Origin of the sequence: Nannocystis exedens (assembly GCF_002343915.1) — a bacterium.
Taxonomy (GTDB): domain Bacteria; phylum Myxococcota_A; class Polyangia; order Nannocystales; family Nannocystaceae; genus Nannocystis; species Nannocystis exedens.
Genome location: NZ_NETK01000001.1, coordinates 7,837,851 through 7,849,939, shown reverse-complemented (window position 1 = coordinate 7,849,939; position 12,089 = coordinate 7,837,851). Strand labels below are relative to the sequence as shown.

The 12,089-nt window shown below is 69.1% G+C and carries 13 protein-coding genes and 1 pseudogene; 12 read left to right on the top strand and 2 right to left on the bottom strand.

Annotated features, from left to right (window positions below):
• Nucleotides 1-2: 2 nt before the first annotated feature.
• Together NAEX_RS50935 and NAEX_RS30930 are read right to left on the bottom strand one after the other, a co-directional pair.
• Nucleotides 3-959, bottom strand: coding sequence for a hypothetical protein (locus NAEX_RS50935; protein ID WP_170136128.1), 957 nt, complete (start codon nt 957-959; stop codon nt 3-5).
• A gap of 27 nt (nt 960-986) precedes the next feature.
• Nucleotides 987-1,715, bottom strand: coding sequence for a hypothetical protein (locus tag NAEX_RS30930; RefSeq protein ID WP_143141384.1), 729 nt, complete (start codon nt 1,713-1,715; stop codon nt 987-989).
• A 564-nt stretch (nt 1,716-2,279) separates the two neighbouring features.
• Between NAEX_RS30930 and NAEX_RS30925 the strand changes: the two genes are divergently transcribed.
• The 12 genes and pseudogenes from NAEX_RS30925 to NAEX_RS54705 all read left to right on the top strand — a co-directional run.
• Entirely contained in the window at nt 2,280-2,762 is a 483-nt protein-coding gene (locus tag NAEX_RS30925; RefSeq protein WP_096331077.1) for a hypothetical protein, read from the top strand.
• 2 nt (nt 2,763-2,764) lie between these two features.
• Complete coding sequence (locus NAEX_RS30920; protein WP_096331076.1) at nt 2,765-3,094, top strand: hypothetical protein; 330 nt, start codon at nt 2,765-2,767, stop codon at nt 3,092-3,094.
• 115 nt (nt 3,095-3,209) lie between these two features.
• Complete coding sequence (locus tag NAEX_RS30915) at nt 3,210-3,977, top strand: hypothetical protein (RefSeq protein WP_096331075.1); 768 nt, start codon at nt 3,210-3,212, stop codon at nt 3,975-3,977.
• 68 nt (nt 3,978-4,045) lie between these two features.
• A complete protein-coding gene (locus NAEX_RS30910; RefSeq protein WP_143141383.1) occupies nt 4,046-4,690 on the top strand; it encodes a hypothetical protein in 645 nt (214 codons plus the stop codon).
• The gene (locus NAEX_RS30905) at nt 4,687-5,583 is read left to right on the top strand and encodes a hypothetical protein (protein WP_096331073.1); all 897 of its coding nucleotides are present in this window, start codon (nt 4,687-4,689) and stop codon (nt 5,581-5,583) included. The genes NAEX_RS30910 and NAEX_RS30905 overlap by 4 nt, the downstream gene beginning before the upstream one ends.
• A 1-nt stretch (nt 5,584) precedes the next feature.
• Nucleotides 5,585-6,325: an SDH family Clp fold serine proteinase gene (locus tag NAEX_RS30900; RefSeq protein ID WP_096331072.1), complete on the top strand. Its 741-nt coding sequence runs from the start codon at nt 5,585-5,587 to the stop codon at nt 6,323-6,325.
• Entirely contained in the window at nt 6,316-7,383 is a 1,068-nt protein-coding gene (locus NAEX_RS30895; RefSeq protein WP_096331071.1) for a hypothetical protein, read from the top strand. Before NAEX_RS30900 ends, NAEX_RS30895 begins: the two co-directional genes overlap by 10 nt.
• Complete coding sequence (locus NAEX_RS30890) at nt 7,373-8,413, top strand: hypothetical protein (protein WP_143141381.1); 1,041 nt, start codon at nt 7,373-7,375, stop codon at nt 8,411-8,413. The genes NAEX_RS30895 and NAEX_RS30890 overlap by 11 nt, the downstream gene beginning before the upstream one ends.
• Entirely contained in the window at nt 8,410-8,976 is a 567-nt protein-coding gene (locus tag NAEX_RS30885) for a methyltransferase domain-containing protein (protein ID WP_096331069.1), read from the top strand. The genes NAEX_RS30890 and NAEX_RS30885 overlap by 4 nt, the downstream gene beginning before the upstream one ends.
• Before the next feature lie 3 nt (nt 8,977-8,979).
• Nucleotides 8,980-10,869, top strand: coding sequence for a hypothetical protein (locus NAEX_RS30880; RefSeq protein WP_096331068.1), 1,890 nt, complete (start codon nt 8,980-8,982; stop codon nt 10,867-10,869).
• Entirely contained in the window at nt 10,857-11,726 is an 870-nt protein-coding gene (locus NAEX_RS30875) for a hypothetical protein (RefSeq protein ID WP_096331067.1), read from the top strand. The genes NAEX_RS30880 and NAEX_RS30875 overlap by 13 nt, the downstream gene beginning before the upstream one ends.
• Before the next feature lie 150 nt (nt 11,727-11,876).
• Nucleotides 11,877-12,062 (top strand): annotated as a pseudogene (locus NAEX_RS54705) (helix-turn-helix transcriptional regulator); the annotation flags it as partial.
• Nucleotides 12,063-12,089: the final 27 nt, after the last annotated feature.

The window sequence follows — 12,089 nt, the reverse complement described above, 5'->3', positions numbered from 1 at the left end:
GGTCACGCCTCCACGGTGGGCGGCTTGGTCTTGCGCAGCGCCGATCGCAGGCCCTCGACCAACTTCGCCTGCTTCGCTTCATCGATCGGCGCGCGGGCTTTCGGCTTGGGTGGGTCGCACCCGCACGCGCCGTTGCTCTCCACCGGCGGCTTCACCTCGCTGGCCTTGGCCTTGTCGACGGGCTTGGCCTTGTCGGCGGGTTTGGCCTTGTCGGCGGCCTTGGTCTCGGCGGCGGGCCTGGATTCCTCGTGGGCGTCGAGCTTGGCCTTGTCGCCTTTGCCCTGGGCCGCGACCCTCGCCTTGCGCTTGTTCCTCCCCATCGAGGCCGCCAGCTCCTTGCACGCGTCGAGCGAGCCGCACCGGATCTCCTGCACCACGCCGCCTGTCCGCTCGGAGAACAGCGCGAAGCCCTCGGCGCCCTTGACCTCGATGATCTTGAAGAGGCCGCCCTCGTGCTCGGCGACGTGGAATTCGCGGCCATTCTGCTGGGACACTTGCCATGCCAGCGTGTGTGCTGGCAGCGGCTCGACGCGCGCGGCTGCCCTGGCCGGCTTGGGCGGCTTCTCGGCCTGCTCCGGCTGCGCCGGCGGCGCCCGGCGGTGACGGCGGCTCCCCTGCACCTCGCTGCGTTTCTTCCGTCCGGGAGCCGAGGCGGCCTTGGCGGCCGATGTGCTCGGCTGGGGCTTCCGCTTCGGCTCGGCTTCCGGCGCGGCAGCCGAGCCGCCCTTCGCCTTGAGCGCCTGCAGGTAGTGGTTCTCGGCGCGGCACTGGCCGACCCACTTGATCCGCGACGGCTCGCCGAGGACCTCGCGCCCGCCTCGCGGGCCGCGGAGGATGACGCGCCAGCCGTCTTCTGTCCTTTCGACCAGATAGGTCTCACCTGTCGGGGTCTCGGCCGCGTAGGTCCCGGGCATCACACGGCGCCAAGGCAGCGACGGGCGCAGCTCTGCGTTCTCCATGGTCCTTCCTCCCAATCTTTCCAATCGTCAATTTCGCGGCGGGGGCGTCTGGGCCTGACGCGCCGCGTCCATGAAGGCCCGTAGCGCCGCCATGATGTCCTGCATCGAGATTCGGGGCCCATCATCGGCGGGGCGCGCGTCCCTCGCCTCCGCCCGCGCCCGCGCCCGCTCGGCCTCCTTCACCTTCTCCTCGGCGTTCAGCGCCCGGATCTCGAGCTCGAGCTCGCTGTTCTTCTGCAAGAGGTTGAGGAACCACTCCTGCTGCTTCATCGAGCGGTCCAGCAGGCGCTGGCTCTGGCCCATCAGGTCCTCGGTGGCCTGGACCGTACGTTGATAGGTCTCCCAGAGCACGTCCAGCGAGAAACGCACGGCCTCGCTCGGGGATGCCGTCGTGAGCGTGGCCAGCACCTCCGGCGACGCGGTCCCCTTGCTGATGCACTCGACGAGCTCGGACGGCGGGGCTGGGTTGGACGGGAAGTAGCCGCCCACCTCGACCTTCTCGCGCTTCTCCTCCACCTTCGGACCCTCGTGGATCACGACGCCGTCGCGCTCGAGCACGCAGTTGGGGCCGAGGTCGGCGATCATGAGCTCTTCGATCGCCGCGAGGGCCTCGGGCGCGATGTTCCGCCGGCTCCACACGAGCTGTCGAGGGGGCTCCTTGGTCGGCCGACCCGCGCGCAGCGGCCTGGGGATGTTGCGATAAATCGCCAGTGTGTGGCGAACTTCAATATCGTCACCGGAGATGCTCTTTGCCATGGAACCACCACCTACCGGATCGAGGAACCGCGACGCAACAGCCTTTGTTCCGCCCCGGGCGAGCGCTGTTTCCGCGAGTTCCTCGGGCGACGCCTGTGCGCGAGGACGTGACAGAAAATGATTTCGGAAATCGGCGATATTATTTTGTCCGTCTCCCGGAACCCTCGAGCCGTTTTCTTCAGGGAGCTAAGCGGCGGTCGGCGGGCCGGAATTATTCGTCCCCGGGGTTTCTCGACCATTGCGTAACCGCGCGGCACAATTGCGACCGGTTTTTTCCGCTCCCTCGCGCATTGCGCAGCATTTTTGGACCCATCCGTGACGATCCCATGAAATGCCTGCAATGATTTTTCGGCGCGTCGGCGAGCCTCAATGCTCGCACATGCGCCGGACCATGATCGGACCGATGGCGTCGCGCGAATGGCGTGAACCGGCCAGCGAGACTAGATTTGCTGGCCGGTTCGGGCGTAGATGCACCTGAACACGCTGGCCGGCGTGGATGTCCTGAAAGCCATGCTATGTCGATTGTCCTTGCGGTCTCGCCGTCGCGTCTCGCAGGCTCAGGGCATGGCCAACGGAAACGGGAAGAAGAGGGAGGACTCGTCCGAGGGCTTCCTCGAGTCGATGGAGGAGAACTTCAAGAAGAGTTATGCGGGGCGGCTGAAGAAGGCGCGCGACCTCCAGCGCCAGGCGGAGGTCAAGGCCGACGCCGAGGCGCTGCGGGCGGCGTCGACGCTCGAGGAGGCGGAGCGGCGGATCGCCGAGATCAAGCGGGGCAACGCGATCAACCTGGCCGAGATTTGCGGCTCGGCGGTCGCCGGGCTCGCCCTCGGGGTGACGGCGCAGAAGATGGCCGACGTGCGCGTGCAGGGCGTCCCGGTGGACGGGGTGCTCGGGCTCGCGGGGATCGGGATGGGCCTCGCGCTCAACGAGGACTTCCCGGTGCGCGCCGTGTTCGCGGTGGGCGGCTCGATGTTCCTCGCGGGCACGCTCGTCTACGGCTACCTGGTGCCGCAGGTGCCCGAGCAGCCCGAGACGCCGGAGGTTTAGTCATGGAGCCGACCGTCTACCGGATCAGCGCGGTGCTCGCCGGGCAGTCGGCGCACGTGGCGGTGGTGGGCCGTGACGCCGCCGGGCGCGAGCTGCAGCTCGAGCTCTCGCCGGACCGCGCCCGCGGGCTCCAGCCGGGGCAGCTGCTGCTCCTCACGTGGAGCGCCCACGTGGTGCCCGAGCTGGAGGCGGCGGCGCCTGCAGGAGCCGGCGAGGCAAAGCCTTCCGAGGTGCCGGATGCTGCCGCCCCGACGAGCACGCCAGAGCCCGCCACCGCGCGGTCGCAGGCGAGCGACGAGGAAGAGGTCTTTCGCATGCTGGGCCTTGGTTGACAGGGCCGTGTCAAAAAGGCGCGCGCCCCGTAGGGCCTGCGTCGTGACCCGACCGTGCGTCGGGAGGTGAAACCCACAGGTAGAGCGCGGCGCGGTGCGTCGCAAGGAGTCGATCATGAGTGCCGAGAACGTCGTCGTCTTTGAAGAGGTCAACAAGGTGCAGGCCCAGCAGCAGCTCATGCGCATGCTGTGCATGGTGATGGGGATGAAGCCCGAAGAGCTCGCGCAGCTCGGCCAGCGGATCTGCGCGCTCGAGAAGCTGAACACGCGCTGCGACCAGATCAGCCGGCTCGTCAACAAGTCGTGCTGCGTCGGCAACGTGCAGTACAGCCAGATCACGCTCGACGAGTACAGCGACAAGAGCAAGATCTCGCTGTCGCAGATCGTCAAGGACTTCGGCAACGGGTTCGTCAACACGTTCCCCGTGAACCCGGGCTCGTCGATCCGCCTGACCCACGAGGCGCGGCCGGGCTACCTGCCGACGCACATCAACCTCAGCGTGGCGATGGCCAACAACGGCAACAACTACCTGGACCTGCGCGTGCAGTTCTACGTGGTGCCGAACAACACGAGCGACGCCACGCTCGGCCGCCCGGTCGGCAACGCGTTCGAAGGCAACGACTTCCTCGAGATGGACGGCCGGCGGATCGTCGTCCCGTTCCCGACCTACCGCAACGAGCCGATCATCATCGGGTCGGCCGAGCGGCTCGCGGCGACCATCACGCACAGGGGGAACGTCAACGCGCTGCTGTCGGCCTCGCTGTCGGTGCAGTACGACAACATGGCGTTCTTCGCCGGCTGCTGCGCCAACTGCGGCCGCGGCGAGTCGTGCAGCTGCTCGACGGGTGCGTCGCCGAAGCAGCCCCCGGCGCTCCCGATGTGAACCGCGGGGCGCGCCGGTCCCGTGCGCCAGCGCCTCGCGCCCTCTCCCTCGCACGGTGGAGTTCGGTCATGGCTCAGCGAATCGATCCATCACGCGTCCGCATGCTGATCGACCTCGGACGGACGAGGGCCGACGCGCACGACGCGATGCGGCCGCAGGCGGAGGTCTTCCTCCGGCGGGCGTGGGACGACGCGCTCCCGGCGGCGCGGGTGTCCTTCGAGACATGGCAGCACGGGGCGTCGGGCGACACCGTCTGGGTCGCGCTCACGGCTCCGGTGGGCGGCGGGCCGCCGCCGGCGTTCGTGCTCCTCCGCGAGCAGGCCGGCGACGTGGAGGATCCAGCCCTGCGCGGACAAATCGTCGACCTTGCCGCGCCCGCCTGGGAGCCGCTCCGGCAGGCGCTTGAGCGGTGGGACACCGCCACGATCCTGCGGTGGATCGGGGCCGACGGCTGGCGCGTGCCGGTGGTCGGCACGGCGCGCATGAGCGACGGCGCCGCGCCGGAGACGGCGCAGACCCAGGTGGGCAAGCCCGGGTCCACGGGGTCGGCCAAGATCGCCGACGCCCCGAAGGGCGGACCTGCACCCACGGTCACGTGGCAGCAAGCGGCGCTCGGCGGCGTGGTCGGGTCGGTCGTCGTCGGGTCGGTCTTCTACTTCCTCGGCAAGCGCAGCGGCGAGCAGGCGCCGCGCGCACTGGAGAACCGCACATGAGCTCGAGACTCGTCACGATCCTCACCGGGGTCGGCACCCTCGCCGTGGGCGGTGCCATCCTCGCCTACAGTCGCTCCGCGAGCGCGTCGACCTCCGCGCCGCAGAAGGAGAGCGGGACCACGCCGAAGGACGGCAAGCCGTCCACCACGGCGCCGCTCGAGTGGGACAACGCGCTCCCGCTGCCGACCGCGAAGGAGGTCAAGGGCGACCTCGACACCAACTGGGGATCGACGCCGAAGGACCTGCGCCCGCTGCTGTTGCTCGCGGAGGAGGCGAGCGGGATCGTCGGCGCGGGGCGCATCCTTGCGGTGATCGCCAAGCGCGAGAGCGCCGGCTTCGTCGTCACGGCGCACAACGGCGACGAGGTCGACGAGCAGGCCGAGCGCGACGCCTCGCGCAAGGCGTACGAGCGCGGCAAGGCCACGAACCCGGCGCTGAGCTTCGGCGAGGCCGCGGCGGACTTCGGCTCCGGGGGGCTGTTCGGGGCCCTTGCGCCGTACTTCCTGTGGACCGGCGTCGCGGAGCTGGGGGCCAAGGCGCCGCTCCTCGGCGCCGATCCGCGGATGATGTTCCTGCCCCGCGTCGCCACCTTCGCCGCGATGGTCTACCTGCAGCGGCTCCTGGATCACTACCAAGTCGACGACCATGGGGACATCAAGGCCGGCTGGGCGAGCCCCTCGCTCCTCGTCGACCCGCCGAAAGGTGGTCGAGGCGAGGAGACCTACACGGCCGTGCGCGAGCGCTTCTACGCCGACGCGAAGTCCCTCGGCGTCAACCTGAGCGACGCGGCGACGATCCCGGCCAAGCTCAGCGCAGCGACCTGGCCCGGCGTGCAGGCGATGTTCGATCGGCTCGTTGGCGTGCTGCCCACGCCGCGCAAGGCGAAGGTCTGACATGGCCGACCGAGACACGCAGATCGCCGTGATCCTCGGGCTCGCGGGGTGCTTCACCGCAGGCCTCGGACTCGGCGGCATGCTGGGCTCGCGGACAGCGGCCCGCAACCTCCTGATGTTGCCCGGCCGTGCGCCTCTACGCGTTCGGGACCGGAACGTCGACCCCTCGGTGATCTCGATCGTCACTCCGGTGATCGGGCCTTGGACCGCCGAGGACGTCCTGTCGCAGATCGAGCGCGCTCCGAAGAGTGCCGTGACGCTCGTCCTGCATACCTACGGCGGAGCGATCGGCGCGTGCGTCTTGATCGCGGACGCAGTTCGGCGGCTCCCGCGCTGTACGGCGGTCGTCCCGTACATGGCGCACTCCGGGGGCACGCTGATCGCTCTCAGCGCGAGCACGATCGCCATGGGCGGCAACGCCTCACTCTCGGCGGTGGACCCGATCGTCCGGGGCCACCGCGCGCGGCACATCCCGAACGACAGCAAGCACGCGAAGCTCCGCGCCCGCGCGCACGAGTACGAGACCGCGATCCACAGCTACGTCCGGGGTCTGCTCGACAGGCACCTGGACGAGCATGAGGTCGCCCGCGCGCTGCCCGTCTTCATGGGGCAGCACGCGCCGCACGAGTGGCCGGTCCGCCGCGACGAGGCGCGCGCGCTCGGCTTGCCGGTCATCGCGGCCGAGAAGAAATGGTCGACCTACGTCGATGGTCTGCGAGAGGAAGAATCGTCATGGCCTTGAATACAGATCCGATCGAGTGCTACGGCGACGAGGCCGTCGCGGCCGCGGCGATCGCCGGGGACTTCGACCTCGCGTCGCCGGCCGAACGCGACGCCTGGAGCTACCGCGTGTGGCAGCGCGTCGCCCTGGCTGTCGGCTTCGAGCGCGAGCTCGAGGCGGCTGTGGTGGTGGCTCGGGGGTCGCGTGTGCGACTCGCCGGTCTCCATGCGGCCGCACTCGACGCGTTCGAGGCACGGGCCCGCAGCTTCGAGGGACCGCCGATGGTAGCGCCGTCGCGGACGACGCTCGCGGAGGTGAGGCATGCCGCGATCTACAAGATGGTCGCCGCCGGGAGCCGGCGCGCGAACACCTGGAGCGTCGAGGCCGATCCGACCACGCTCTCGGGCGGCGCCTGCTATCCGCACCTGCGCATCGGCGAGCCGCTCGTGATGCGGCGGGCCTTCGAGGTCGACACGGGGCCGGGCTACTTCGCCGACGCGAGCACCGGACCGCTGCCCGCGACCGACTCCGCTTGCGGCTGGATCGGGCCGATGCGCTTGAACCTCGGCACATTCCCCTGGGTCTACGGCGGCAACCTCTCTCCCAGCGCGCCGGGCCTGTCCTGGCAGACAGCCGGCAACCACGTCCCGGCCGTGGCGGCGATGCGGGCCGCGGCGTCGATGTGGACACCGCTCGGCAACCTGAGCCAGGACGCGCGAGTCGTCGCGGCGCAGCTCGGGCACTTCCGGCGCCACACCGATCCGCTGGTGGAGGATATCCCTGTGTGGGAGGTGCGCGGGCGTCCACGGCCCGATGGCGTGCTCTACCGTCGCGGTGGGCTCCTCTACTTCCCCCAGGGGAGCCTCGAGATCGTCGTGCTCCTCGATCCTCGGGGCATCCTTGGCGCGGTAGCCTACAACTACATCCTCGAGCGCTTCGCGGTCTTCTTCGCCATGCGTCGGGCCGTCCTGCGCGCCCGCGACGTGTGGACGCCTGAGATGGAGCGCGCCGCGGCCAACAACCCCGACCCGTGCCTGCGGGCGCTCCCCGCCCGGAAGGAGACGAGCCGTGCCAGCTAACCGTGGACCGTTCACGGCGGCGCAGCTCGCCGAGCTCGTCGGCAAGCTGGCCGCCGCTCCAGTGAGCCGCCGCATCCGACCCGGGGTCACACGCACGGCACAGAGCGTGCTCGGCCAGGCGATCGCCGGCGCGACCGCGGAGGCGCGCACGCGGTTCCAGCGGTCGCTCGAGCTCGCCGGTGTCACCGGCGTCGCGCACGATCAGGTCCCGCAGACGCCGTGGCCTGCGTTCGATGCGGCGGTACCCGGCGGACCGCCACGGATCGCGGAGCTCCTCCCGTCAAAGACCCGGCTCAAGCTGGCGCGCGCGAGCATGGCGAGCATGCGCGCCGCCGGCGTCGCGCCGCGAAGCGCAGACCCTGGCGTCGTCGAGAAGGAAGCCGGCCCGGAGACCAAGAAGTACCGCGCGTCTCGACATGAGCTCTGGCAGGCGCTGAGCGCCAGCCGCAACGCCTACCGCGAGCAGGCGATGAAGCACGGCGCCGAGGCAGGCGCTGCGATCGCGGCCTCCGACAAGGCGATCCGCGGCGACGTGCGGATCTTCGTGATGGAGATCTTGACCCACGCGACCGCCGAGGCCGCGACCGCCTTCTTCGAGCGCGCGCCGCGGTCGTGGGGCATCACCACCGAAGTCTTGCTCGACGAGGGGCAGCTCGTCCCGAACCTCATCGACCGCGCCTACCCGCAGGCGCAGTGGGCGAAGGACATGGACGTGCTGACGCGCGCGGTCGCCGAGGACGACGCGTCCTGGCAAGCCTACGCGCTCGCTGGCATGGCGACGCTCGGGGACGCCGCGAAGACCGCTGGTGCGGCGGCCTTCGAGGTCGCCAAGGGAGTCGGCGAGGGGGTCGGCGAGGGTGCGGGGGACCTGCTCAGCGGCGGCGGCGATCTGCTCGGGGGCCTCGGCAAGGGACTCGGCACGCTGCCGATCGCTTTGGGGGTCGCCGCGGTCGGCGTAGTGACCGTGGCGCTCGTCCTGCGCGGTTCGTCGAGCGCACCGTCCCCTGCGCTCTCGGAGGCGACGACATGAACCGCCGCACCGCATCGACCGCCGGTCTCGGCCTCGCCTTCGCGCTTGAGGGGCTCGCCGCGTGGAAGCGCTTCGAGGCGCGCAAGGACGCGTTTGCCAGCGCCCAGCGGCGCGCGCTCGACCTCGGCCGCCCGCTCGTCGTCGTCGGCGATCCCGACACCGGCATGCATACCCGGATGGCGCGCGCCTACCCGTGCGGTGACCTGTGCGTAGACATCAACGGCTGCCCCGCGTGCCCGGTGCAGTTGATCGCGGACCTGACGACCGAGCGGCTGCCCTTCGAGGACGACAGCGTGGTCGTGTTCGTCTCCTGCGTGCTCGAGTACGTCGCCGACGTCCGCGCTGCGGTGACGGAGCTGGCGCGCGTCGCGGGCCCCGACAACCTGTTCATCGTCACGGTTCAACCGTGGACGATCACGGCCGCGCTGTATCCCGGGGCCACATGGCGCGACGTCTCAAGCGGCCACAACATCGCGATGCAGGCGGTCTCACCTGGCCGAAAAGCCCTGTACGCGGGGACCCTCGCTGCACTCATCGCCGGCGCCGTCTGGCCCACGAGGTAGGTCATGCTCATCGACAGCGAGTCGCCGCGCTTCAACGCGCTCTTCGGCCATCACCCGTTTCAGACGGCGCAGTTTGTCTCGCGCATGCCGCCCTACGAAAGCCTCGTGCGGTGTCTTGTCGACCCCTCGATCTGCGAGGCCGGCGCGAGCCCGATCGACGCGATCGAGAGCGCCAAGCAGCTCTTCGCGGACCAGACGTCCGACATCGTCCTCGGCACGCAGTACATGATCTACAAGAACGTGGTCCGCCAGGTCGGCGACGCCCTCAACGCGACGACGGGCATGCTCAAGCATGTTCAGCCGCAGATCGACCTGGTGATGAAGTCCGTCCAGGTCGGCCGCTCGCTCCTCGAGGCCGACGTGGAAGACGTGCTCGCTGACGCAGCGTTCGGCATGGGCATGAAGGCGCTCGGGGCCGCGGGCTGGGTCGGGAAGATCGTCGCCGCCGTCGTCGGCCTCGGCCGGATGATCTGGGACGTCCTGAGCCAGCGGGAGAAGCTCCACCAGCAGGCCAAGGCGCAGCGCGAGGCGCAGGCGTGGGCGCTCATGCCGCCGCTGCAGGAGCCGTCGACGGCGACGGACAGCTACCTCGCCAACAAGGACGTCATCGAGCGCATGAGCACGGGGAGCTGGACCCGGATCTTCGCGCCGCGCTTCGCGCCCAACCAACCCTGGGTCGGAGTAGAGCGGCGTGGCGGATTCGCGTTCGCCCCGGGGATCACCGAGAAGTCCGAGGACCTGTTCGGCCGCCCGGCTCAGGCATTCGTCGCGTCCAACGGTGTCGGCCTCGTTCCGGGGTTCGACTGCATCACCTCGGTGATCCAGGTCGGCCTGCCGTTCGATGACCCACTTATCAAGCAGTGGAAGGCCGACCGCTCGTACATGTGGCCCTTGTTCCCGAGGTTCGTTCGCGATGTCGGTTCCTACTATGCGAACACCGGGCGGCTCGCCGCGGTCGCGTGGGCCTGGGCGACCCAGGACGATGCCAGCCCCAACCTCTACAAGATCGACGTCGGTACGCCTGGTTCCCCTCGTACTGAGTGTCTCCACTACCAATGGCGGGTGTACTACGCCAACGGGATCAGGTACCTCCGCGAGAACACGACTGACCCCGACAAGCTGAGCGGCGACAACCTCGAGTACCTCTACGGCGCCGGTCTCGCCTGCTCGCTCGGGACCTGGCAGTGTAAGCTCGACCTCGACAAGAGCACGACCTACGTGCCGAGGTTCCTGCGGATCCCGCGTCCCGGACTCCCCCGGGAGGAGATGAACGCCTCGATCGGCCTGGAGCCCTACGGCTGCACCATGCGGCCGAAGTGGATTCAGGCCAAGGCCGAGGGCGACTACTGCCTCGTCAGCCTGTACGAGTCGCACATCCGGACGACGCTCGAGAAGGTCCGCGGCCGGCAGGAGCACTTCCTCCGGCACTCGCTCGCCTGCGCCTACGTGCGCGAGGGCTGGGACGCGTTCAAGGACAAGCCCCTCCTCGATCTGCTCCGACAGATGCGGGCCACCTTGCTCAAGCACCCGGATCGGCAGTTTGTCGAGCTCGACGACGTTCCGGAGAACGAGACCTTCAACGGCGAGGACTGGCGCGCGCAGCTCATCAAGGCTGGCGTCGGCAAGAACATCGGGCAGATGCAGCTCAAGAGCCCGGTCGGGACAATCGAGCCTGCAAAGGACAACGCCCCCGTCGTTCCCTCGTCGGCCGATCGGATGCCCTTCGCGGGCTACGGCAAGAAGTCAGACGACGACGCGGAGGACGCCCCGGGCCCGTCTCGAGCGACGACGGCATTCGGCCTCGGCGGCGCGACGCTCGTCGGCGGCTGGCTCGCGTATCGCATCTATCAGAGGTTGAAGCAGAGGGAGGAAGAGAAGACATGGACCCGCTGACCATCACAATCCAGACCAACAAGGACTTCGACGGTGCAACGCCCATCACGGGCACCCGCGACGACTTCGAGGTCTCCAAGAACAACCGCTACTACCACCGACGGATCACGACGTCGGCGGGCGTGATCGCCTCCGACTTCTGGGGCCTCTTCTCCGAGGGCGGCCCCAAGCTCGTCGGCGTCGCGGGCTCGAGCCGGAACCCACAAAATAAGGTGGCGGTGTTCCGCAATTCGCCGCTCGGACTCACCCGCCAGACCCTGCCCCTGACCCCCCAGATCCAGTACCTGCTCATGACGCCCGGCGATCAGCTCCTGATCCGGACCCGCGACCTCTTGCCGGTCTTCTTGACACTGACGGTCAACGAGATCAGCGAGCGGGAGCACGCCGAGCTGGTGCGGCAGGATCGATGGGAGCCACCAGTCCAGCGCCTCCGCCTCGGCCGTAACGACGGCCAGGGCTTCAGCGCCGCGGGGGGCGTGTGGTCGCCGGCGTTCGCCTGGAATCACACCAGCCAACTGCTCGAAGTGGCGGAGCCCGGCGCCGGGCTCATCGTCCTCTCCGATGTCCTCCAGGCACAACGGTACCAGGGCTTCTACGTGTCCGTCCGCTACAGCAACATGATCGCCGCAGGCACCGGCAAGGTCATCATCGCGGAGCCGACCACGCTTAGTCGGAGAGAAGCGCAGACCGGCCTGACCAACGTCGAGTGGAGCAAGCCGCAGTACATCAGCCACGGCGACTTGCTCGGGCTCGAGAGCAGCGCGCCCGCGGCAGGCCAGGGCGTCGTCGCGGACATCGAAGTCACGCCTGTGCCGTCCGGCGATCGACTGCGCGGCCGGTACGACCGCGCGCTCTGAATGAGGGCGATAGGCCGCCTCCGTGCCAACCAAGAGGTCTGGTCTCGGCATGGGCAGCCTGTGACGTTGTGCTCGTGGATTGTTGAGAAACGCTGACTGGCGGAGTTGGGGGCCAGCGGCTCGGGTGGATCTGCGCGTTCGGAGGGTGGTATGAGTAGGGATCTGTGTGTTCACAACTCACACAGCGATCGCGACGTTCTGGTGGCCACGGACGCGGCCGCATTTCTGGGTCTGAGCCCGCGGACCTTGGAGAAGTGGCGTTCAGAAGGCGAGGGCCCTCCCTTCCTTAAATTGGGACGCCGGGTTGCATACTCCAGGAGCGCTATCGTCCAATGGCTCAAGAACCAGGAAACGGGGGGCGCC

Bases quoted from the DNA above. Each gene is read 5' to 3' on its own strand.
- NAEX_RS50935 (WP_170136128.1), bottom strand. From the start codon at position 959: ATGGAGAACGCAGAGCTGCGCCCGTCGCTGCCTTGGCGCCGTGTGATG.
- NAEX_RS30930 (WP_143141384.1), bottom strand. From the start codon at position 1,715: ATGGCAAAGAGCATCTCCGGTGACGATATTGAAGTTCGCCACACACTG.
- NAEX_RS30925 (WP_096331077.1), top strand. From the start codon at position 2,280: ATGGCCAACGGAAACGGGAAGAAGAGGGAGGACTCGTCCGAGGGCTTC.
- NAEX_RS30920 (WP_096331076.1), top strand. From the start codon at position 2,765: ATGGAGCCGACCGTCTACCGGATCAGCGCGGTGCTCGCCGGGCAGTCG.
- NAEX_RS30915 (WP_096331075.1), top strand. From the start codon at position 3,210: ATGAGTGCCGAGAACGTCGTCGTCTTTGAAGAGGTCAACAAGGTGCAG.
- NAEX_RS30910 (WP_143141383.1), top strand. From the start codon at position 4,046: ATGGCTCAGCGAATCGATCCATCACGCGTCCGCATGCTGATCGACCTC.
- NAEX_RS30905 (WP_096331073.1), top strand. From the start codon at position 4,687: ATGAGCTCGAGACTCGTCACGATCCTCACCGGGGTCGGCACCCTCGCC.
- NAEX_RS30900 (WP_096331072.1), top strand. From the start codon at position 5,585: ATGGCCGACCGAGACACGCAGATCGCCGTGATCCTCGGGCTCGCGGGG.
- NAEX_RS30895 (WP_096331071.1), top strand. From the start codon at position 6,316: ATGGCCTTGAATACAGATCCGATCGAGTGCTACGGCGACGAGGCCGTC.
- NAEX_RS30885 (WP_096331069.1), top strand. From the start codon at position 8,410: ATGAACCGCCGCACCGCATCGACCGCCGGTCTCGGCCTCGCCTTCGCG.
- NAEX_RS30880 (WP_096331068.1), top strand. From the start codon at position 8,980: ATGCTCATCGACAGCGAGTCGCCGCGCTTCAACGCGCTCTTCGGCCAT.
- NAEX_RS30875 (WP_096331067.1), top strand. From the start codon at position 10,857: ATGGACCCGCTGACCATCACAATCCAGACCAACAAGGACTTCGACGGT.